An 18,424-nucleotide genomic window follows, 5' to 3' on the forward strand; every position below is an offset into this window, starting at 1 on the left:
GGGGTGTCATTCAGCATTGATGTTGCCTGACCCGCCGCTTTCGCGAGCAAGCCCGCTCCCACATGGGCGGTGCAAGCCTCACAGGCTTCGTGTTTCCAAGGGTATTTCCCATGTCCCAAGACCGTCGCTACAGCTTCGAGTTCTTCCCGACCAAGACCGATGCTGGGCATGAAAAGCTGCTCAACGTTGCCCGTCAGTTGGCAACGTACAATCCCGATTTCTTCTCCTGCACCTATGGCGCTGGTGGTTCGACCCGTGATCGCACCCTCAACACCGTTCTGCAGCTGGAAAGCGAAGTCAAAGTACCGGCCGCACCGCACCTGTCGTGCGTCGGCGACAGCAAGGACGACCTGCGCGGCCTGCTGAACGAATACAAGGCTGCTGGTATCAAGCGCATCGTTGCCCTGCGCGGCGACCTGCCGTCCGGCATGGGCATGACCAGCGGCGAGCTGCGTCACGCCAATGAATTGGTTGAATTCATTCGTGAAGAAACCGGCGATCATTTCCACATCGAAGTTGCCGCTTACCCGGAGATGCATCCGCAAGCGCGCAACTACGAAGACGATCTCGCCAACTTCGTGCGCAAGGCCCGCGCCGGCGCCGACAGCGCGATCACCCAGTACTTCTTCAACGCCGACAGCTACTTCTACTTCGTAGACCGTTTGCAGGCACTGGGCGTGGATATTCCGGTGGTACCGGGGATCATGCCGATCACCAACTACAGCAAACTCGCGCGCTTCTCCGATGCCTGCGGTGCGGAAATTCCGCGCTGGATCCGCAAGCAACTGGAAGCCTACGGCGATGACAGCCAAAGCATTCAGCGCTTCGGCGAGCAAGTCGTCAGCGAAATGTGCGAACGCCTGCTGCAGGGTGGCGCACCGGGGCTGCACTTCTATTCCATGAACCAGGCTGAACCTAGTCTGGCGATCTGGAATAACTTGAAGTTACCGCGCTAAGCACTAAAAGAAAGATCAAAAGATCGCAGCCTTCGGCAGCTCCTACAGGGGTGTCGTCGCTGCGATCTTTTGCTTTTAAATGCCCGAAACAGAGCTTGTGCAGGCACTTTCTGGCTCTTTCGCGTTTCTCGTCGTAATCTCAAGTCATGCCTTTGATCGCGCAACTATTCACGGTACTGGTTTTTGCTTGCCTGAGCTTTGCCGCTCGGGGCGAGAAGTTGCGTATTGTCACCGAGCCGTGGGCCCCTTACGTGTATGAGGAGGACGGCAAGAACCTCGGGCTGGACTACGAAACCACCGCCATCGTGTTCAAGCGTTTGGGAATCGAAGTCGAATGGCAGTTCCTGCCGTGGAAACGCTGCCTGTCGATGCTCGAGACCGGCCAGGCTGACGGCGCGCTGGATATCTTTCACAGCGACGAGCGCGACGCCACCCTGCTCTATCCGAGTGAACCGTTGTCGGACGTCGAGTTCGTGATGTTCTATGCCAACGACCGGCCACACCCCTTCAGCAAGCTCGAAGAACTCAAAGGCCTGACGATCGGCACTTCGCCGGGCTATCTGTACAGCGCCGATTTCAGCCAGTCGCCACTGTTCACCCGCGAGCCGGCACCGACCCACGAGGCCAACTTCGGCAAACTGCTGCGCGGACGCATCGACTTGCTGATCACCGATCGCCGCGTCGGTCAGCATTTGCTCGATCAGCTGAATATCCGCGATCAGATCAGCGAAAACCCGACGATCATCAGCCGTCAGAGCCAATATCTGGCCGTTCGACGCAATGCCGGGATGGATCTGCTGGTGCAGCGCTTTGGCGCTGAACTCAAACGATTCAAGCGTGAACCTGCCTACGCCGAGCTCAGCGCACGCTACGGCGCTGCCCCTACAGGCACGGCGCTGCCGGGCAATGCATCGGCCAGCCATAAAACCGTTGAGCAGCAGGAAAGCAGCGCGCAGTGATTGCTCTGTTATACTCCGGCGTTCCCGCCAGGCTCACGCCCGGACGCCCGGAACCGTAACAGGCCTCTCGACCCGCTACAGCGCAGCTTTCAGCCCGCGCGAGCGCTCCTGACGTGCCTTCGGAACCGCAGCAGGACCGGACGGGATTGCGTCCTCTTAAACGTGATTCGCGCCAGGCAAGACTCCCATTGGGCCAAGCCCTAACTAAAACAGGATTACTCATGTCCTTTGCTTCCCTCGGTCTCTCCGAGGCTTTAGTCCGTGCCATCGAAGATGCGGGCTATACCGAGCCTACTCCGGTGCAACAGCGGGCCATTCCCGCCGTGTTGCAAGGTCGCGACCTGATGGTTGCGGCACAGACAGGTACCGGTAAAACCGGCGGTTTCGCCCTTCCGATCCTGGAGCGGTTGTTCCCCAACGGTCACCCGGACAAATCCCAGCGTCATGGCCCGCGCCAACCGCGCGTTCTGGTCCTGACCCCGACCCGCGAACTCGCGGCCCAGGTACACGAGAGCTTCAAGATCTACGCCCGTGACCTGAAATTCGTCAGCGCCTGCATCTTCGGCGGCGTCGGCATGAACCCGCAAGTCCAGGCCATGTCCCGTGGGGTTGACGTCCTCGTCGCCTGCCCGGGTCGTCTGCTCGACCTCGCAGGCCAGGGCAGCGTCGATCTGTCCCACGTCGAAATCCTCGTCCTCGACGAAGCCGACCGCATGCTCGACATGGGCTTCGTCCACGACGTGAAGAAAGTCCTCGCGCGTCTGCCGGCCAAACGTCAGAACCTGCTGTTCTCGGCGACGTTCTCCAAAGACATCACCGATCTTGCCGGCAAGCTGCTGCACAACCCGGAACGTATCGAAGTGACGCCGCCGAACACCACGGTCGAGCGCATCGAACAACGCGTGTTCCGTCTGCCGGCCAGCCACAAGCGTGCCCTGCTGGCGCACCTGATCACCGCTGGCGCCTGGGAACAGGTACTGGTGTTCACCCGTACCAAGCACGGCGCCAACCGTCTGGCCGAGTACCTGGACAAACACGGCCTGCCAGCTGTGGCGATCCACGGCAACAAGAGCCAGAACGCCCGCACCAAAGCCCTGGCCGACTTCAAGGCCGGTGAAGTGCGCATTCTGGTAGCGACCGACATCGCCGCGCGCGGTCTGGACATCGACCAGTTGCCGCACGTGGTCAACTTCGAACTGCCGAACGTCGATGAAGACTACGTGCACCGTATCGGCCGTACTGGCCGGGCCGGTCGTTCGGGCGAGGCGATCTCGCTGGTGGCCCCGGACGAAGAAAAACTGCTGAAAAGCATCGAACGCATGACCAAGCAGAAAATCGCCGACGGCGACCTGATGGGCTTCGATGCCAGCACCATCGAGGCCGAGAAGCCTGAAGTGCGCGAGCGTCCGGACATGCGCAACCCGCGCAATTCCCGTGGCCCGCGTGGCGACGGTCCGAATGGCGGCGGTGGTGGCGGCGGTCGCAAGGACAAAGGCAAAGACAAGGGCAAGGAAAAGCCCGCCGGCGAACGCGGCGAGCGCCCTGCCCGTCAACAGAAGCCACGTGAAGGCACCCCGGCCCGCGAACAGCGTCCGAGCCAGCCACCACGCGCAGCGGCTGATCGTGCACCGGACGAGTTCCTCGACGACGACATCGATAACTTCGGTAACCGCGTGGATTACGTGCCGAAAGCCGCCCCTGCCGGTGGCCGTGGCCGTCGTCCGGGTGCGCCGGCACAAGGTGCCGGCGCTGGCGCCCCTCGTGGCGGTCAGCCGCAAGGTCGCCAGAACGGTCCGCGCAACAGCAACGGTTCGAGCACGGGCACCCCGCCGGCCAAACGCAACGGCCCGCGCAACGGCGCACCGCGTGATGGCCAGGGCCGTCGTGACGAGTCCTCGTCGCGCAACCGCCGCCCGGCTCGCGACGATCAGCCACGTACCGAGCCAGCCGTGCAGAACCCGCGCAGCAACGGGCCGAAGATCATGCACAAGGAATCGAAAGCCGACCGCTTCCCGACGCCTGAGCAGCTCGATCAACTGCCGACCCGTCCGCGCGGCGAGAAACCAGCACTGCTGACCCGCAATCGCTGAGTTATCGCTGCCATGAAAAATGCCCCGGCTCGCAAGAGCCGGGGCATTTTTTTTGCTCCCACAAATCCCTGCATCACCACAATCCCCCTGTGGGAGCGAGCTTGCTCGCGAAAGCGTCGGATCAGTCGAGACCTCTGGTGAATGACACACCGCATTCGCGAGCAAGCTCGCTCCCACAGTGGATATGCGGTGGTCTCAAGTGATCTGGCGGGCAATAAAAAACGCCCCCGGCCTTGCGACCGGGGGCGTTTTTTGTATGGCGGCGAAAATTACTTCGCTTTCACACCTTCGAACGAGATGTACAGATCGACGTTGTCGGACTGTGGACCCAGATCCATCATCTTGCCGAAATCAGAGCGCTTGATGCTGGTGGTGCCTTCAAAGCCGGCACGGTAGCCGCCCCATGGATCCTTGCCTTCGCCGAGGAACACAGCCTTGACCACGATTGGCTTGGTCACGCCGTGCAGGGTCAGGTCGCCGGTCACGTCAGCAGTGTCTTTGCCCTCGGCGTTCTTGCCGGTGGATTTGACGCTGGTGGAGACGAACTTGGCGTCAGCGTATTTGCCCACGTCCAAGAAGTCTTTGCTGGAGATGTGCTTGTCGCGCTCGGCGTGGTTGGTGAACACGCTGGCGGTTTTCACGTTGAATTCGATTTTGCTGTCTTCAGGCTTGGCGGCGTCAAAGCTGAACTTGCCGTCGATGTCCTTGAAGGTACCGGTGATGTAGCTGTAGCCCAAGTGGCTGATCTTGAAGTCAACGAAGGCGTGCTGGCCTTCCTTGTCGATTTTGTAGTCCGCAGCCATGGCCTGACCAGCCGAGAGCAGTGCAGAACCGATTGCCAGAGCGGCCAGAGTCTTTTTCAACATGCTTTCTTTTCCTTTGAGTCGAGGTTGAATTTCAGGCTTTGCGACCGAGCATTCGTGTCAGGGTCGCATCACGATCGATAAAGTGGTGCTTCAATGCTGCCAACGCATGGAGACCGGAAAAAATTACCAGCGCCCACGCCAGCCAGAGATGAATCACCCCAGCGGTATCTGCCTGATCCGGTAGTCCGGAAACCAGTGCAGGAACTTCAAACAGGCCAAACACCGGGATCCCGACACCGTCTGCGGTGGAAATCAGGTAACCGGCAATCATCACGGCGAACAGCGCGAGGTACAGAAACCCGTGGCCGAACTTGGCGCCGATGCGGGTCATGCGGCTGTAGCTCTGCAGCGTTGGCGGTGGCGGGCTGACAAAGCGCCAGAGCACCCGCAACACCATCACGCCCAGCAACACCAGACCGATGCTCTTGTGCAGATCCGGCGCGTCTTTGCGCCAGCTGCTGTAGTAATCCAGCCCCACCATCCACAGACCCAACGCGAACAGTCCGAAGACCGCCAGCGCCACGCCCCAGTGCATGAAGATGCTGACCCAACCATAGCGAGAAGCAGAGTTACGTAGCTGCATTGCCCAAATCCTGTGAGAACTGCGAACCAAGACTAGCGAGTTATCTATCGAATTAAAGCGGAAAATTTTGCTTTGAAATATCGAGAAATGCGATCAAGAGTCTTGAACAGATGAGTTAAGGAAAGATTAAAGGGGATTCGTTGCTGGCTCTCGAGTGTTTTTTGGCAGGCAATGACAACGCCATCTGCGTCCTCTGTCAGCCCATACAAAGTAGCTCAATCCACACAATGGGTTGTCCCGGCGCGATGCATTGCATAGGCTTGCGCGATTGTTTGCCCGCGCCTGACGCGAGCCGCCTCGAGGAGACTGTAAATGGGCCTGAATAACCAGTGGATGCAACGCGACCTCGCGGTGCTGTGGCATCCCTGCACCCAGATGAAAGACCACGAACAGCTGCCGCTGATCCCGATCAAACGCGGTGAAGGCGTCTGGCTCGAAGATTTCGAAGGCAAGCGCTACCTCGATGCCGTCAGCTCCTGGTGGGTCAACGTGTTCGGCCACGCCAATCCGCGGATCAACCAGCGCATCAAGGATCAGGTCGACCAGCTGGAACACGTGATCCTCGCCGGTTTCAGCCACCAGCCGGTGATCGAGCTGTCCGAGCGTCTGGTGAAGATGACGCCCGAAGGCCTGAACCGGGTGTTCTACGCCGATAACGGTTCGTCCTGCATCGAAGTCGCGCTGAAAATGAGCTTCCACTACTGGCTCAACCGCGGCCAGCCGAACAAGAAACGCTTCGTCACCCTGACCAACAGCTACCACGGTGAAACCATGGCGGCGATGGCGGTCGGCGACGTGCCGCTGTTCACCGAAACCTACAAAGCCCTGCTTATGGACACCATCAAGGTGCCAAGCCCGGATTGCTACCTGCGCCCGCAGGGCATGAGCTGGGAAGAACACTCACGCAACATGTTTGCGGCGATGGAACAGACGCTGGCCGAAAACCATGACAGCGTCGCGGCCGTGATCGTCGAGCCGTTGATTCAGGGCGCCGGCGGCATGCGCATGTACCACCCGGTATACCTCAAGCTGCTGCGCGAAGCCTGCGACCGCTATGGCGTGCACCTGATCCTCGACGAAATCGCCGTCGGTTTCGGCCGTACCGGAACCATGTTTGCCTGTGAACAGGCCGGCATCCGCCCGGACTTCCTCTGCCTGTCCAAGGCCCTGACCGGAGGCTACCTGCCGCTGGCGGCGTGCCTGACCACCGACGAGGTCTACAGCGCGTTCTACGACGACTACCCGACCCTGCGCGCCTTCCTCCACTCGCACAGCTACACCGGCAACCCGCTGGCCTGTGCGGCGGCGCTGGCAACGCTGGATATCTTCGAGCAGGACAACGTCATCGAGAACAACCAGGCCCTGGCCCGGCGCATGGCCTCGGCCACTGCGCATCTGGTCGATCACCCGAACGTCTCGGAAGTGCGCCAGACCGGCATGGTGCTGGCCATTGAGATGGTCAAGGATAAAGCCACGAAAGAGGCCTACCCTTGGCAGGAGCGACGTGGCCTGAAGGTGTTCCAGCATGCGCTGGAGCGCGGCGCACTGCTGCGTCCGCTGGGCAGCGTGGTGTATTTCCTGCCGCCGTACGTGATCACCCCGGAGCAGATCGACTTCCTCGCCGAAGTCGCCAGCGAAGGCATCGACATCGCCACCCGTGACAGCGTCAGCGTGGCCGTGCCGAAGGATTTCCACCCGGGGTTCCGCGATCCGGGCTGATTTGAATTGTTCAAGATTGTGGTGCCTGGGCTGCCGCTTTCGCGAGCAAGCCCGCTCCCACATTTGGAATGCATTTCCCTGTGGGAGCGGGCTTGCTCGCGAATGAAGTCGACACCGTTCCAACTGATTCACATCTTTCCAGAGACCCGAAATGAGACTGTCCCGCTTCTTTATCGACGCCCCCCTGAGCACCGGCGAACACGAACTGCCGGAAGCCCAGGCGCATTACATCAGCCGCGTGCTGCGCATGGCCGAGGGCGATGCGGTGCAGCTGTTCGACGGTTCCGGCCATGAGTTTCGCGGCTCGCTGGTGGAAGTCGGCAAGAAACGCGTCGTCGTGCAGATCGACGAGCAACTGCCCGGCCAGATCGAATCGCCGTTGCAGATCCACCTCGGTCAGGGCCTGTCCCGGGGCGAGCGGATGGACTGGGCGATCCAGAAAGCCACCGAGTTGGGCGTGAGCGAAATCACCCCGATCTTCAGCGACCGCTGCGAAGTGCGCCTGAAGGACGAACGCGCCGACAAGCGCCTGCTGCACTGGCGTCAGGTGGCGATCAGCGCCTGCGAGCAGTGCGGTCGTTCGCGGGTGCCGGTGATTCACCCGCCGTTGCTGCTGGCCGACTGGCTGAAACAGACTCAGGCCGAATTGAAACTGGTGCTGCACCCGGTGGCCGAGCCGCTGGTGAGCCATGCCAAACCGGCGACACTGGCGTTCCTGATCGGGCCGGAGGGTGGCTTGTCGGATGCCGAGGTTGAGCAGGCCAAGGGCAACGGCTTCCACGCGGCACGCCTTGGGCCGCGGGTGTTGCGGACCGAGACCGCGCCGGTGGTGGCGCTGGCGGTGGCCCAGCAGTTGTGGGGTGACTTCTAAGGCCTCTTCGCGAGCAAGCCCGCTCCCACAGTAGTTCTTGGGTGTACACAGCATTTGTGTTCACTGCAAATCCACTGTGGGAGCGGGCTTGCTCGCGAATGCGGTGTGTCATTCAACAAAGATGTTGGCTGATCTGACGCCATCGCGAGCAGGCTCACTCCTACAGGGGGACGGTGGCGTGTCTACAGGACATAAAACAGAATCGCCACAAAGTGCAGCAGACTCCCGGCGATCACAAACAGATGCCAGATCCCGTGCGCATGCCGCAACCGGTGATCGAGGGCAAAAAAGATGATCCCCACGGTGTACAACACCCCGCCCGACGCCAGCCAGGCAAACCCTGTCGTACCCAGCGCCGCGATCAACGGCTTGACCGCCACCAGCACGATCCAGCCCATCACCGCATAGATCACGATCGACAGGATCCGCGCCTCCGAGCGGGGTTTGATCTCCTGCAAGATACCGATCAGCGCCAGCCCCCAGACAATCCCGAACAGCGTCCAGCCCCACGGCCCGCGCAGGGTCACCAGACAAAACGGCGTGTAGCTGCCGGCGATCAACAGGTAAATCGAAAAGTGATCGACCTTCTGCATGATCGCTTTCTTGCGCCCGCGCACGCTGTGGTACACGGTCGAGGCGCTGTAGAGCACCAACAAGGTAAAGGCGTAGATCGCCACGCTGACAATTTTCCACGGACTGCCGTCGAGGCTGGCAATCACCAGCATCCACACGCCGCCGCTAAATGCGGCCACTGCCCCGACCAAGTGCGTCCAGGCGTTGAGTTTTTCTCCGTGATACATGTGTCACTCACCTCGTTATTCGTCACCGCAGCGCGCAAGGCTCGGGCCTTGAGCGTAAAAGCGCAATGTTTCCATTCAACACGCCCTCTGTAGGAGCTGCCGAAGGCTGCGATCTTTGCTTTTCAAGATCAAAAGATCGCAGCCTTCGGCAGCTCCTACAAAGAGCGGCACATACCGGGCACAATCGACGCATTCTAAAAAGAGTCCGCGCCATGCTGATCGACGAAGAATTGACCCTGAAAAAACTCGAGGTGTTCCTCGCCTTCATGCGCACCGGCAATCTGGCCCGCGCTGCTGCCGAGTTGCAGACCAGCAATGTCAGCGTGCACCGGGCGATCCATTCGCTGGAAAGCGCCCTGCGCTGCCCGCTGTTCAAGCACGAGGGCCGCAACCTGACGCCGCTGGAAAGCGCCTACGTGCTCGAAGAGCGCGCGCAGAAGCTGATCCAGGACGTGGTCGAAAGCGTGCGCCTGACCCGCGAGGCTGCCGGATTCTCCGCTGAACGCTTCAAACTCGGCTCGCTGTATTCGCTGACGGTGAAAACCGTACCGCAACTGATCATGGGCCTGAAGATCCGCCGCAGCGAACTCAACATCGACCTGATCCTCGGCTCGAACATCGACCTGCTCTACAAGCTGAAGAACATGGAAGTCGACGCGATCCTGGTGTCGCTGGACGACACGGTCAGCGATCCGGACTGCGAGCAGATCCCGCTGTTCTCCGACGACATTTTCCTCGCCACGCCGGCAGATTCAAGATTCGCCCAGCGTCAGGAGGTCGATCTGGCGGAAGTGCGCGACGAAACCTTCATCACCCTGACCCAGGGCTTCGCCACCCATCAGGACGGCATTCGGGTGTTCAAGCAGGCGGGGTTCGAGCCGAAGGTAGCGATGCAGGTCAACGACATCTTCACCCTGCTGAGCATGGTCAGCTCGGGGGTGGGTTATGCGTTGCTGCCGGGGCGGATTGCGGCGGTGTACGAGAACCGCGTGAAGCTGATTCCGTTGCAGGAGAAGTATCGGTTGCAACAGCACATTGGCGTGGTGTTTCTCAAGGCCAAGGAGCGCGATCCGAATCTGCTGGCGTTGCTGGCGGAGTGTCGGATGTATGCCAATCGCCAGGCTGGGGTTTAGATCAAGATCAAGAGCTACCCCCTCACCCCAACCCTCTCCCCCAAGGGGTAGAGGGGGAAAGGGAGCAGATCTTCATGGGTTTCAAGACCTGAGTTCGCCTCAGGACTTTCAAGTCGGCGTACCTCCAATATCCAACTCGGTCGGTTCCCTCTCCCTCCGGGAGAGGGCTAGGGTGAGGGGCTTTTGATCTTTAACCCACAATCCCGCGAACAATGAAGAACAACAGCGAAGGCCCAAGCAAGCACCCCAGCCCGGTGTGGAACGTAGCGGTCAACGCCCCATAAGGCACCAACCGCCGATCCGTCGCCGCCAGCCCCGCGGTCACCCCGCTCACCGTCCCGGCCAGACCACCGAACACCATCGCCGAACGCGGGTTATCCAGGCCCATCCAGCGCGCTGCGACCGGCGTGCCGACCATCACCAGAATCGCCTTGATCAATCCGGTGGCAATCGACAGCGCCATCACATCCGAGGTCGCGCCAATCGCCGCGCCGGTCACCGGCCCGACGATATAGGTCACCGCGCCCGCGCCGATCGTGGTCATGCTCACCGCATCGCGATACCCGAAGGCCCAGGCCATGCACGCGCCGACAATGAACGGCAGGATCGTACCGAGCAGCAGCGCGATCACGCCGATCAACCCGGCCTTCTTCGCCTCGGTCGCCTGCACTTCGAACGCAGTCGCGACAATTGCGAAATCACGCAGCATCGCCCCGCCCATCAGGCCGATGCCGGAGAACAGCGTCAGATCCGCCAGGCCTTTCTGACCGCCAGTCAGGGTGCCGCCGACCCAGGCCAGCACCAGACCGATGACGATGGCAATCGCCGAGCCGTGAATGCGCCCGAAGGTCAGGCGTTTCGAGAGAATCACCGAGACCCACATGATCACGCCGACGAAGGCGAAGGCAGTGACCAGACCGTTGTGTTCCAGACCATTTTCAATGAGTGCCCACATGTCAGCGACCTCCTACCGGGGTGCCGACCGGAGTGACTTCCACCGGTTCGTCGGGCAACGGTTCGCCTTTATGGGTGCGGCTGATCAAGGCAATCGTGCAACCACACACCACCACCGAACCGATTGCCGCGAGCACCGCCACCGGTCCGCCGTGCAGGGCGGTGACGACGTTCTGTTGCGCAGCCATCGCCACCACTACCGGAATGTACATCGCGCCCCAGAAGCCGACGCCCATTTCGCAATCTTTGGTCATGCCGCCGCGTTTCTGCATCCACAACCGCGCGCAGATCAACAGGATCATGGCGATGCCGACCCCGCCGACGTTGGATTTGACGCCCAGCAACACGCCGAGCATGTCACCCATGATCACCCCTGCCAGCGTACAGATCGCCAGCAGCGCCACACCGTAAATAATCATTGTTGTAGTCCTCAAAGTGCATCGTCGAATGTTGTTTTTGTTGTTCGAAGCCTGAGTCGCGGCGGTTTATGGTCGGCGGCCACCCTCCTCTCGCAAAAGCGCCTGCAAGGTGTCCAGACGCGCACTGTCGAAGGCAGTGACCGTGCCCGATTCAAACACCCGGCGCGCCAGCCCGGTCAGCACCGCACCGGGTGGCAGTTCGATCTGTAGCCGCACGCCGCGCTCGTAGGCGCTTTGCACAGTGCCGCGCCAGTCCACCACGCGGCACATGTTGAAAGCGAGGTCGTCGCGCAGGGCATCAAGCTTGATCAGCGGACGCGCACGGCTGCCACTCAGGTAAGCGATTTTCGGGGTGTTCAGTTCAACGTTGGCGAAGGCTTCGGCGAGGGTTTGCGCCGGCGCGTCCAGCAACGGACAGTGTGACGGCACGCTCACCGCCAGGCGTTTGGCCAAACCGGCGCCACGACTGCGCGCCAGTTCGGCCACCGCTTGCATCGCCGCGTCGCTGCCGGCAATCACCACCTGGTTATCGGCGTTGATGTTGGCCAGGTACACCGGCGACTCCGCGCTGTGCACCTGCGCCAGCAGCGTTTCGACGGTGGAAAATTGCAGACCGATGATTGCGGTCATGCCAAAGCCCTGTGGATAAGCCTGCTGCATCAACTCGCCACGCAGGCTGACCAGATGCAGCGCGTCGCTGAAGCTCAAGGCCCCGGCGGCCACCGCTGCCGGGTACGCACCGATGGACAGGCCGGCGACGTAATCCACTTCCAATTCACCCTGCAGCAATTGTCGTGAGGCAGCGACGCCGGCGATCAGCAGGCACAGCTGAACCGCCCTTGTCGTGCGCAATGCTTCGCCGCAATCCAGCAGCAAGACATCTTCACCGAGCACGTCGCTGGCCTCGGTCAAGGTTTCCCGAGGCAATTGCTGGAGCATGCCCGGTTGCTGGGCGCCCTGGCCGGGAAACACCAACAGACTGCTCACGCTGCCTGCTCCTGCGGGTTCCACGGGTCAGCCACCAAACAGGCCTGATGCTGGTTTTTCAGCATTACCCGGGCCGAACCGCTGGCCCATTCGCGCAGCGCCACAGCACCAAACGGCGTCTGCAATTGCATGTCGACCCGGCACACAGCCTGATCGAAACGCTCGACCAGTTTGCGTGCCTGATTACGGGTGATCAGTTGCGGTGTACGCAGAATCAGATCGAGATCGCTGGCCGCGTGCATCGCAGTAAAACCACTGGCTAACTCGAACCCGACGCTGCCGCTGATACCCCAGACCCAACCGCAGTCATCGAGCATTGGCCGCAGTTGTTTGAGTGCCTGCATCACCGGTAAATCACGCTCGCAATCGACATGACACAGCGCCTCTGGACTGATCCGACGCACTATTGCATCAAGACTCATGAACGCCGCCAGCCGCTGCTCACGAAATACACCGCGAATACCCACCGCGACCCAACCTTCAGCGCTAACAGACCGCCGCACCACCACCGGCTGCCCGGCAGCCAGCGACTCGATTGCCCACTGCGGCGCATCCGCCGGTAGCTGTGCCGGGGTCATGCCCCACAGCAGGTCGTGGGCCAGTGGCATGTTCACCACTGCGCCCTCAGCAGTTCACGCACGCGGCTGGAGGCTTCACGGTTTTTCGCGCCGAGACGGTTGCTCAGGTCAGTGCTGGCGATATCGCCGATGGCCTGTTTCAGGCACTCGGTCACCCGCGCCAGATCCTCCGCCGTCGGCTGCTCGATCTGCTGCACCGACAAGGTTTCCCAGAGCAATCCGAGGCTGGCGTAGCTGTCGATGTCATAGGCCATCGGCGGCACGCTGGCGGCCAGAGCTTCCAGTTCCTCAACACTGCGCAGGGTCACGCGCGCCGCGGAGGCCTTGCCCATCGCATGCACCATCACCCCTGGATCGCGCAGGGCAATCAAACGGTTGGCCTGATAACCGTGGGCGAGAAACGCCCCGGACATGGCCTTGCCCACCAGCAGCGCAATCACCGGATGCCCGGCCAAACGCGCGCGGGCATAGCTGTCCGCCGCACCGGCCAGGGCCTGATGAATGCCGAGGGCTTCTTCGCGACGACCGTAAGCCTGGCTCGGAACATCGACGATGGCGATGATCGGGCGCTTCTGCGCTTCGTCGCGATCTGCCGTGATCACGTCATCCACAGCCTTGGCCAGACCCCAGCCTTCGAGCAAGCCGACTTCACCGTTGCGAGCCCGTGGGAAACGGTTGTCCGGGTCAGCGACCACCGCGATAAACCGCCCAAGTTCGCCGTCGGCGACCTTCAACGATGGCGGCAAACCTTCGACCGCTTTCGCCCCAGCGCTCAGGGCGTTGAACCAGTTCAAACCGCGCACGGAATAACCACTCATGAGCGCTCTCCTTGATACAGATCGCGAACCACCGACGGTTCGATTTGCTTGGCGGTGTCCAAACGGTTCAGGCGTTGCAGGAACCATTCGGCGCGCTGACTGCGCGGCTTAGCGGGCAAACCCTGCTGCAGCAATTCACCGCCCTGCTGACGGATCTGCGCCACATCATCGGCGACATAACGATCCACCAGATCACTGGCAAAACGTTGCTCGCCACCGGTCAGGCTCCAGATGAAGGGCCGGTCGCGGGAGTCGTACTCCTCGATCCCGGCTTCCTGCTCGATCACCTGCGGGCCGTTGAGGCCGAGGCGTGCTTCCTGGGTCACCAGCAAATAGCTGCACAGCGCGGCGGCAATCGACATGCCGCCGAAACAGCCGACGCTGCCCGCGACCACACCGACCACCGGTTGGTACTGCTGCAAATCGACAATCGCCGCGTGAATATCGGCGATCGCCGCCAGCCCGAGGTTGGCTTCCTGCAAACGCACGCCACCGGTTTCCAACAGCAGCACGGCGCGGGTCGGGATGCCTTTGCGGTTGTCTTCGGCGGCCAGTTCCAGCGCGCCGGCAATCTTCGCCCCGCCGACTTCGCCGAGGCTGCCGCCCTGAAACGCGCCTTCGATGGCGGCAATGACCACCGGCAAACCGTCGAGGCTGCCCTTGGCAATCACCACGCCGTCATCGGCCTGCGGCACCACGCCCTGGCGTTCGAGCCATGGCGACATGACCCGTTGAAACGGGTCGAGCAATTCGCGGAAGGTCCCGGCATCGAGCAAAGCTTTCGCCCGTTGCCGCGCGCCGAGTTCGACGAAGCTGTGTTTGTTGAGCAACGCTGCGCTGTCAGTCATGGCCGAGCTCCTCGAAACCTTGTTCCAGACGCAGGCGCACCACACCTGGCGTGGCGCCGAAATCGTGAATATCGATGGCCATCGCCGGTGGTGTGGTGCCGTCGAACATCCGCGCGAACAGATGCTGCCAGCGCTGCTGCGCACCGTTGACCGAGGTCTGCACATTGATCGTCAGTTTGCCGGCCAGCCCCGGTTCAATCAGCACTTCCAGATCACCCGAGCCAACACAACCGACCAGCGCGCGCCCGCGTGGCGGCTGCCCGGCGGGGAATTCAAAGGATAAGGTTTCCATCAAAACGCTCCCTGAAGGATGCCGTCGCGCTCGATACGGTCGAGCAACAGCGTGGCGGCGAGCAAGTCGGCGGCGCCACCGGGCGAGGCATTCAATGCGATGAGTTGTTGATCCAGTTCGTGCAAGCGACGACGCCCGGTGAGGCTGGCGCTGCCGCCAGCGTCGAGCACCGCTTGCGCACCTTGCTGCATAGCGTGCAGGCCCTGTTCACCGGCGCGGTAGAGCACGCAGGTGTCGGCCAGATCGGTCATGATCGCCAGCAGCGCATCGAGCCGGGCGTTCTGTTCGCCGTGGCCGTTGGCGCGGCTGCGCTTGAGCTGCGGTAAGCCGCGTTGCAGCACGGACGGGAAGCCAAGTTGCGCTTCTTCGCGGGCACCGCGTGCGCCGTAGCGCAGGGCGACTTGCGCGCCGTGGCTCAATGGCTTCGGCGCGTGACGGTCATCCAGCAACGCCAGACGCGCAGCGCGCAGGGTCACGGCATTGGCGCTGGAGGATTGCGGTTCCAGTGCAGCCGCCGTCACCAATAATCCCAGCGCCCAAATGGCACCGCGATGGGTGTTCACGCCGTTGGTGGTCGTGAGCATGGCTTGCTCGCCTTCGCGACCAATACGGCCAATCGCTTCGCGCAACGTTGAATCGACTGCGCCGATTTCAACTGCGGCTTCAGCCATTTCCTTGAACGCCGGCCACAACGACAACGCCGAAGCGTGCATCAGGCCCAGGTGCAGATCGGTGTGCGCGCCATTGCCACGCCGGTCGACCAACGCCGGCTTCGGCGACAGATCGGCTTCGTCGATCAGCGCATCCACCGCCAGGTCGGCCAGGCGTTCGCTCAGACTGAGGGGTTTCGCTTGCAGATTGAGTGCGTGCATTACCAGCTCCTGAATTTGGCGGGCGGGTTGTACAAACCGCCGGACCACTCGACCAGATCGGCCACGCTTTTCGCCGCCAGCAGTTCGCGGGTGGCGTCGGTGCGGCGGATGCCGAGGTCTTCGGGCAAAGCAATCAGGCCTTCACGGCGCATGCGTTCGGTGTCTTTCGGGTTGTGGCGCAGGCCGATGGCGCTCACACCCGCAACCGCGGCGATCATCGCCTGACGCTCTTCCAGCGAGCGCGCCTTGTACAGGTAGGCGATGCCCTCTTCGGTGAGCAGGTGGGTGACGTCGTCGCCGTAGATCATGATCGGCGCCAGCGGCATACCGCTTTTCTTCGCCACTTCCACTGCGTCGAGGGTTTCGACGAAGGTCGGTTTGCCACCCTCCTGGAAGGTCTCGACCATTTGCACCACAAGTTTCTTGCCGCGTTCGAGCATCGGTTGCTGCGCGTCGTCGTGGCGCATGTCGAGCCACGCCGGGGTGCCGTGACGCCGACCGCGCGGGTCGTGGCCCATGTTCGGCGCGCCGCCGAAACCGGCGAGGCGGCCACGGGTCACGGTCGAGGAATGGCCGTCGCCATCGACCTGCAATGTTGCGCCGATAAACAGATCCACCGCGTACTGCCCGGCGAGTTGGCAGAACATCCGGTTGGAACGCAGCGAGCCGTCGCGCCCGGTGAAGAACACGTCCGGGCGTGCGGCGATGTAGTTTTCCATGCCCAGCTCGGTGCCGAAGCAATGCACGCTTTCGACCCAGCCGCTCTCGATCGCCGGGATCAGCGTCGGGTGCGGATTGAGCGTCCAGTTGCGGCAGATCTTGCCTTTGAGGCCGAGGGATTCACCGTAGGTCGGCAGGATCAGCTCAATGGCGGCGGTGTTGAAACCGATGCCGTGGTTCAGCGACTGCACGTTGTGTTTTTCGTAGATCCCACGGATCGCCATCATCGCCATCAACACGTGCACCGGTTTGATGTGCCGTGGGTCGCGGGTGAACAGCGGCTCGATGTAGAACGGCTTGTCGGCCACCACCACGAAATCGACCCATGACGCCGGGATGTCGACGCGCGGCAGTTCGCTGACGTCATCGACCAATTGGTTGACCTGGACAATGACGATGCCGTCGCTGAACGCGGCCGGCTCAATCAGTGCCGGGGTGTCTTCGGTGCTGGGGCCGGTGTAGATGTTGCCGGCGCGGTCGGCCATGAACCCGGCCGAGAGCACGACGTTGGGGATCAGGTCCACCACCAGCCGCGCGTAGAGTTCGATGTAGGTGTGGATCGCGCCGATTTCCAGCAGGCCGTCTTCGAGCAACTGGCTGATGCGCAGGCTCTGGGTGCCGGCGAAGGAGAAATCGAGCTTGCGGGCGATGCCGCGTTCGAACAGATCAAGGTGCTCGGAGCGACCGACGCTGGGCATGATCATGTGCAGATCATGCAGCTTGGCCGGATCGGCTTTGGCCAGCGAACGGGAAAGGAAATCCGCCTGCTTCTGGTTGTTGCCCTCCAGCACCACCCGGTCGCCGGGATGGATCAACGCTTCGAGTGCGGCGACGATCTTGTCGCTTGGCAGTACCACACCGTCGGCCAGCCCGCGCACCTTGTCGAGACGCCGCTGCTTCTCGTCACGCCGCCGCGTCCAGCGCGAGTCGGGGGAAATTGTTGTTGTCATGCTCACTCCACGGGGTTCGCTGTCGTGGAGCCAAGGTAGGCGTGTGAGCGGGGCGCATCAATCAAGCGCGGTGGTGAATCATTACGCTCAGCGTAACGTTCACTGACGCATTCGCGAGCACGCCCGCTCCCACAGGGGGATCTTTGTCGTACACAACATTTGCATCCACTGGAGATCCCCCTGTGGGAGCGGGCTTGCTCGCGAAGAGGCCAGTGCTATCACCGCATGACTCAGCCAGTTGGCAACAGCTTATCCAACACCCGATTCACCGCCATTTCCGCCACCATCACTACCTGAGCAATGCCCTGCAGCGTTTTGCGGTGAGTGCCTTGCACCAGCGCCGCATGGTTGTTGAGCATGACCGTGGCCGAGCCGAGTGATTCGCTGGCGTCGGCCAGCAGGGATTCGCTGTCGGCGTCGGGGTTGACCATGTACAGCGTGTTGGGGGTGTAGGGCGTGGCCATGAGGTCGGGTTTTGGCGGGCCGAGGTAATGGTCGAGGGCGCGTTCGGCGGCTTCGTGGAATTTCTTTGATTCGGGGGCTTCGTAGGGGGATGCCGTGTCTGTGGACGGCGGACTTGGTGTTGGTTTAATCATTTTCAGGTTCCGAAATAAAGCTGGAACCACTTCCCTGCTAAAGGAAGGGGTGGCAGCTGAACGCAGGTTAGCAGACCGGGGAACCTAAGGAAGCCGGCGCGCCGAAGCGCCCTGCGCACAGCCGCCATCGAATGCAGGCACTGAGCCTGACGATGATGTATGTGCACCCTTAGATTAACCACGGGCTGCTAAACCCGATCACTGGGAATCAGTGACGGGATCAAGTTACGCAGCCTGCCCAAGGCGCACAAGCCGGCGGATTCTGGTGCATGCGTAGGCAGCGGCGCAAGGATTTGTAGGCGGATTAGGCGTAACACTGAGTGTCTTTAAACAGCTGTGCTGAATGGTGTTTATTGCGCTGTAGAAATTGAGGGCTTGTCTGTCGGATCAGAGTGAAGCGACTGGCGCCTTCG

The 18,424-nt window shown here is 61.7% G+C and carries 19 protein-coding genes; 6 read left to right on the forward strand and 13 right to left on the reverse strand.

Annotated features, from left to right (window positions below; all coding sequences use genetic code 11):
* The first annotated feature begins 110 nt into the window (after positions 1–110).
* The 3 genes from metF (at position 111) to rhlE2 (ending at position 4,005) form a co-directional block, all read left to right on the forward strand.
* Positions 111–956 (forward strand): methylenetetrahydrofolate reductase [NAD(P)H], encoded by an 846-nt coding sequence (gene metF / locus AC27VU_RS14120; RefSeq protein WP_003229047.1) that lies wholly within the window; start codon positions 111–113, stop codon positions 954–956.
* A 146-nt stretch (positions 957–1,102) separates the two neighbouring features.
* Entirely contained in the window at positions 1,103–1,915 is an 813-nt protein-coding gene (locus tag AC27VU_RS14125; protein ID WP_103522056.1) for a substrate-binding periplasmic protein, read from the forward strand.
* 221 nt (positions 1,916–2,136) lie between these two features.
* A complete protein-coding gene (rhlE2, locus tag AC27VU_RS14130) occupies positions 2,137–4,005 on the forward strand; it encodes an RNA helicase RhlE2 (RefSeq protein WP_139055210.1) in 1,869 nt (622 codons plus the stop codon).
* A 269-nt stretch (positions 4,006–4,274) separates the two neighbouring features.
* Here the strand turns inward: rhlE2 and AC27VU_RS14135 are convergent, their stop codons facing one another.
* Both AC27VU_RS14135 and AC27VU_RS14140 read right to left on the reverse strand, forming a co-directional pair.
* Positions 4,275–4,871: a YceI family protein gene (locus AC27VU_RS14135; RefSeq protein ID WP_488724294.1), complete on the reverse strand. Its 597-nt coding sequence runs from the start codon at positions 4,869–4,871 to the stop codon at positions 4,275–4,277.
* Positions 4,872–4,902: 31 nt separating this feature from the next.
* Complete coding sequence (locus AC27VU_RS14140; RefSeq protein WP_103485193.1) at positions 4,903–5,454, reverse strand: cytochrome b; 552 nt, start codon at positions 5,452–5,454, stop codon at positions 4,903–4,905.
* 312 nt (positions 5,455–5,766) lie between these two features.
* On the opposite strand from AC27VU_RS14140, the gene AC27VU_RS14145 reads away from it, so the two are divergent.
* Positions 5,767–7,173 (forward strand): adenosylmethionine--8-amino-7-oxononanoate transaminase, encoded by a 1,407-nt coding sequence (locus AC27VU_RS14145; RefSeq protein WP_003229058.1) that lies wholly within the window; start codon positions 5,767–5,769, stop codon positions 7,171–7,173.
* 151 nt (positions 7,174–7,324) lie between these two features.
* Complete coding sequence (locus tag AC27VU_RS14150; protein ID WP_103522459.1) at positions 7,325–8,044, forward strand: 16S rRNA (uracil(1498)-N(3))-methyltransferase; 720 nt, start codon at positions 7,325–7,327, stop codon at positions 8,042–8,044.
* A gap of 182 nt (positions 8,045–8,226) precedes the next feature.
* On the opposite strand, the gene trhA is transcribed toward AC27VU_RS14150, so the two are convergent.
* Positions 8,227–8,844: a PAQR family membrane homeostasis protein TrhA gene (trhA, locus tag AC27VU_RS14155; protein ID WP_488724295.1), complete on the reverse strand. Its 618-nt coding sequence runs from the start codon at positions 8,842–8,844 to the stop codon at positions 8,227–8,229.
* A 212-nt stretch (positions 8,845–9,056) separates the two neighbouring features.
* On the opposite strand from trhA, the gene AC27VU_RS14160 reads away from it, so the two are divergent.
* Positions 9,057–9,977, forward strand: a complete 921-nt coding sequence (locus AC27VU_RS14160) for a LysR family transcriptional regulator (protein ID WP_045122660.1) — start codon at positions 9,057–9,059, stop codon at positions 9,975–9,977.
* A 190-nt stretch (positions 9,978–10,167) separates the two neighbouring features.
* Here AC27VU_RS14160 and madM read toward each other — a convergent pair whose 3' ends face one another.
* The 10 genes from madM to AC27VU_RS14210 form a co-directional block, all read right to left on the reverse strand.
* On the reverse strand, positions 10,168–10,932 hold the full coding sequence (gene madM, locus AC27VU_RS14165; RefSeq protein ID WP_135296751.1) for a malonate transporter subunit MadM: 765 nt from the start codon (positions 10,930–10,932) through the stop codon (positions 10,168–10,170).
* A 1-nt stretch (position 10,933) separates the two neighbouring features.
* Positions 10,934–11,350, reverse strand: a complete 417-nt coding sequence (madL, locus tag AC27VU_RS14170; protein WP_003229065.1) for a malonate transporter subunit MadL — start codon at positions 11,348–11,350, stop codon at positions 10,934–10,936.
* 66 nt (positions 11,351–11,416) lie between these two features.
* Positions 11,417–12,337: a malonate decarboxylase subunit epsilon gene (gene mdcH / locus AC27VU_RS14175; RefSeq protein ID WP_488724296.1), complete on the reverse strand. Its 921-nt coding sequence runs from the start codon at positions 12,335–12,337 to the stop codon at positions 11,417–11,419.
* A complete protein-coding gene (locus tag AC27VU_RS14180) occupies positions 12,334–12,954 on the reverse strand; it encodes a malonate decarboxylase holo-ACP synthase (protein WP_488724297.1) in 621 nt (206 codons plus the stop codon). The genes mdcH and AC27VU_RS14180 overlap by 4 nt, the downstream gene beginning before the upstream one ends.
* Entirely contained in the window at positions 12,948–13,733 is a 786-nt protein-coding gene (gene mdcE, locus AC27VU_RS14185) for a biotin-independent malonate decarboxylase subunit gamma (protein ID WP_262142497.1), read from the reverse strand. The genes AC27VU_RS14180 and mdcE overlap by 7 nt, the downstream gene beginning before the upstream one ends.
* Positions 13,730–14,581 (reverse strand): biotin-independent malonate decarboxylase subunit beta, encoded by an 852-nt coding sequence (locus tag AC27VU_RS14190; protein WP_488724298.1) that lies wholly within the window; start codon positions 14,579–14,581, stop codon positions 13,730–13,732. Before AC27VU_RS14190 ends, mdcE begins: the two co-directional genes overlap by 4 nt.
* A complete protein-coding gene (locus AC27VU_RS14195; RefSeq protein WP_103522464.1) occupies positions 14,574–14,873 on the reverse strand; it encodes a malonate decarboxylase subunit delta in 300 nt (99 codons plus the stop codon). Before AC27VU_RS14195 ends, AC27VU_RS14190 begins: the two co-directional genes overlap by 8 nt.
* Positions 14,873–15,745, reverse strand: coding sequence for a triphosphoribosyl-dephospho-CoA synthase (locus AC27VU_RS14200; RefSeq protein ID WP_488724299.1), 873 nt, complete (start codon positions 15,743–15,745; stop codon positions 14,873–14,875). Before AC27VU_RS14200 ends, AC27VU_RS14195 begins: the two co-directional genes overlap by 1 nt.
* The gene (gene mdcA / locus AC27VU_RS14205) at positions 15,745–17,415 is read right to left on the reverse strand and encodes a malonate decarboxylase subunit alpha (RefSeq protein WP_488724300.1); all 1,671 of its coding nucleotides are present in this window, start codon (positions 17,413–17,415) and stop codon (positions 15,745–15,747) included. The genes AC27VU_RS14200 and mdcA overlap by 1 nt, the downstream gene beginning before the upstream one ends.
* Before the next feature lie 230 nt (positions 17,416–17,645).
* Positions 17,646–18,011, reverse strand: coding sequence for a DUF6124 family protein (locus tag AC27VU_RS14210; RefSeq protein ID WP_488724301.1), 366 nt, complete (start codon positions 18,009–18,011; stop codon positions 17,646–17,648).
* Positions 18,012–18,424 lie beyond the last annotated feature (413 nt).

The sequence above is a fragment of the Pseudomonas sp. 14P5.3.2 genome (assembly GCF_057799175.1).

Coding starts and splice junctions, on each gene's coding strand:
- metF (WP_003229047.1), top strand. CDS start 111: ATGTCCCAAGACCGTCGCTACAGCTTCGAGTTCTTCCCGACCAAGACC.
- AC27VU_RS14125 (WP_103522056.1), top strand. CDS start 1,103: ATGCCTTTGATCGCGCAACTATTCACGGTACTGGTTTTTGCTTGCCTG.
- rhlE2 (WP_139055210.1), top strand. CDS start 2,137: ATGTCCTTTGCTTCCCTCGGTCTCTCCGAGGCTTTAGTCCGTGCCATC.
- AC27VU_RS14135 (WP_488724294.1), bottom strand. CDS start 4,871: ATGTTGAAAAAGACTCTGGCCGCTCTGGCAATCGGTTCTGCACTGCTC.
- AC27VU_RS14140 (WP_103485193.1), bottom strand. CDS start 5,454: ATGCAGCTACGTAACTCTGCTTCTCGCTATGGTTGGGTCAGCATCTTC.
- AC27VU_RS14145 (WP_003229058.1), top strand. CDS start 5,767: ATGGGCCTGAATAACCAGTGGATGCAACGCGACCTCGCGGTGCTGTGG.
- AC27VU_RS14150 (WP_103522459.1), top strand. CDS start 7,325: ATGAGACTGTCCCGCTTCTTTATCGACGCCCCCCTGAGCACCGGCGAA.
- trhA (WP_488724295.1), bottom strand. CDS start 8,844: ATGTATCACGGAGAAAAACTCAACGCCTGGACGCACTTGGTCGGGGCA.
- AC27VU_RS14160 (WP_045122660.1), top strand. CDS start 9,057: ATGCTGATCGACGAAGAATTGACCCTGAAAAAACTCGAGGTGTTCCTC.
- madM (WP_135296751.1), bottom strand. CDS start 10,932: ATGTGGGCACTCATTGAAAATGGTCTGGAACACAACGGTCTGGTCACT.
- madL (WP_003229065.1), bottom strand. CDS start 11,350: ATGATTATTTACGGTGTGGCGCTGCTGGCGATCTGTACGCTGGCAGGG.
- mdcE (WP_262142497.1), bottom strand. CDS start 13,733: ATGAGTGGTTATTCCGTGCGCGGTTTGAACTGGTTCAACGCCCTGAGC.
- AC27VU_RS14190 (WP_488724298.1), bottom strand. CDS start 14,581: ATGACTGACAGCGCAGCGTTGCTCAACAAACACAGCTTCGTCGAACTC.
- AC27VU_RS14195 (WP_103522464.1), bottom strand. CDS start 14,873: ATGGAAACCTTATCCTTTGAATTCCCCGCCGGGCAGCCGCCACGCGGG.
- AC27VU_RS14200 (WP_488724299.1), bottom strand. CDS start 15,745: ATGCACGCACTCAATCTGCAAGCGAAACCCCTCAGTCTGAGCGAACGC.
- mdcA (WP_488724300.1), bottom strand. CDS start 17,415: ATGACAACAACAATTTCCCCCGACTCGCGCTGGACGCGGCGGCGTGAC.
- AC27VU_RS14210 (WP_488724301.1), bottom strand. CDS start 18,011: ATGATTAAACCAACACCAAGTCCGCCGTCCACAGACACGGCATCCCCC.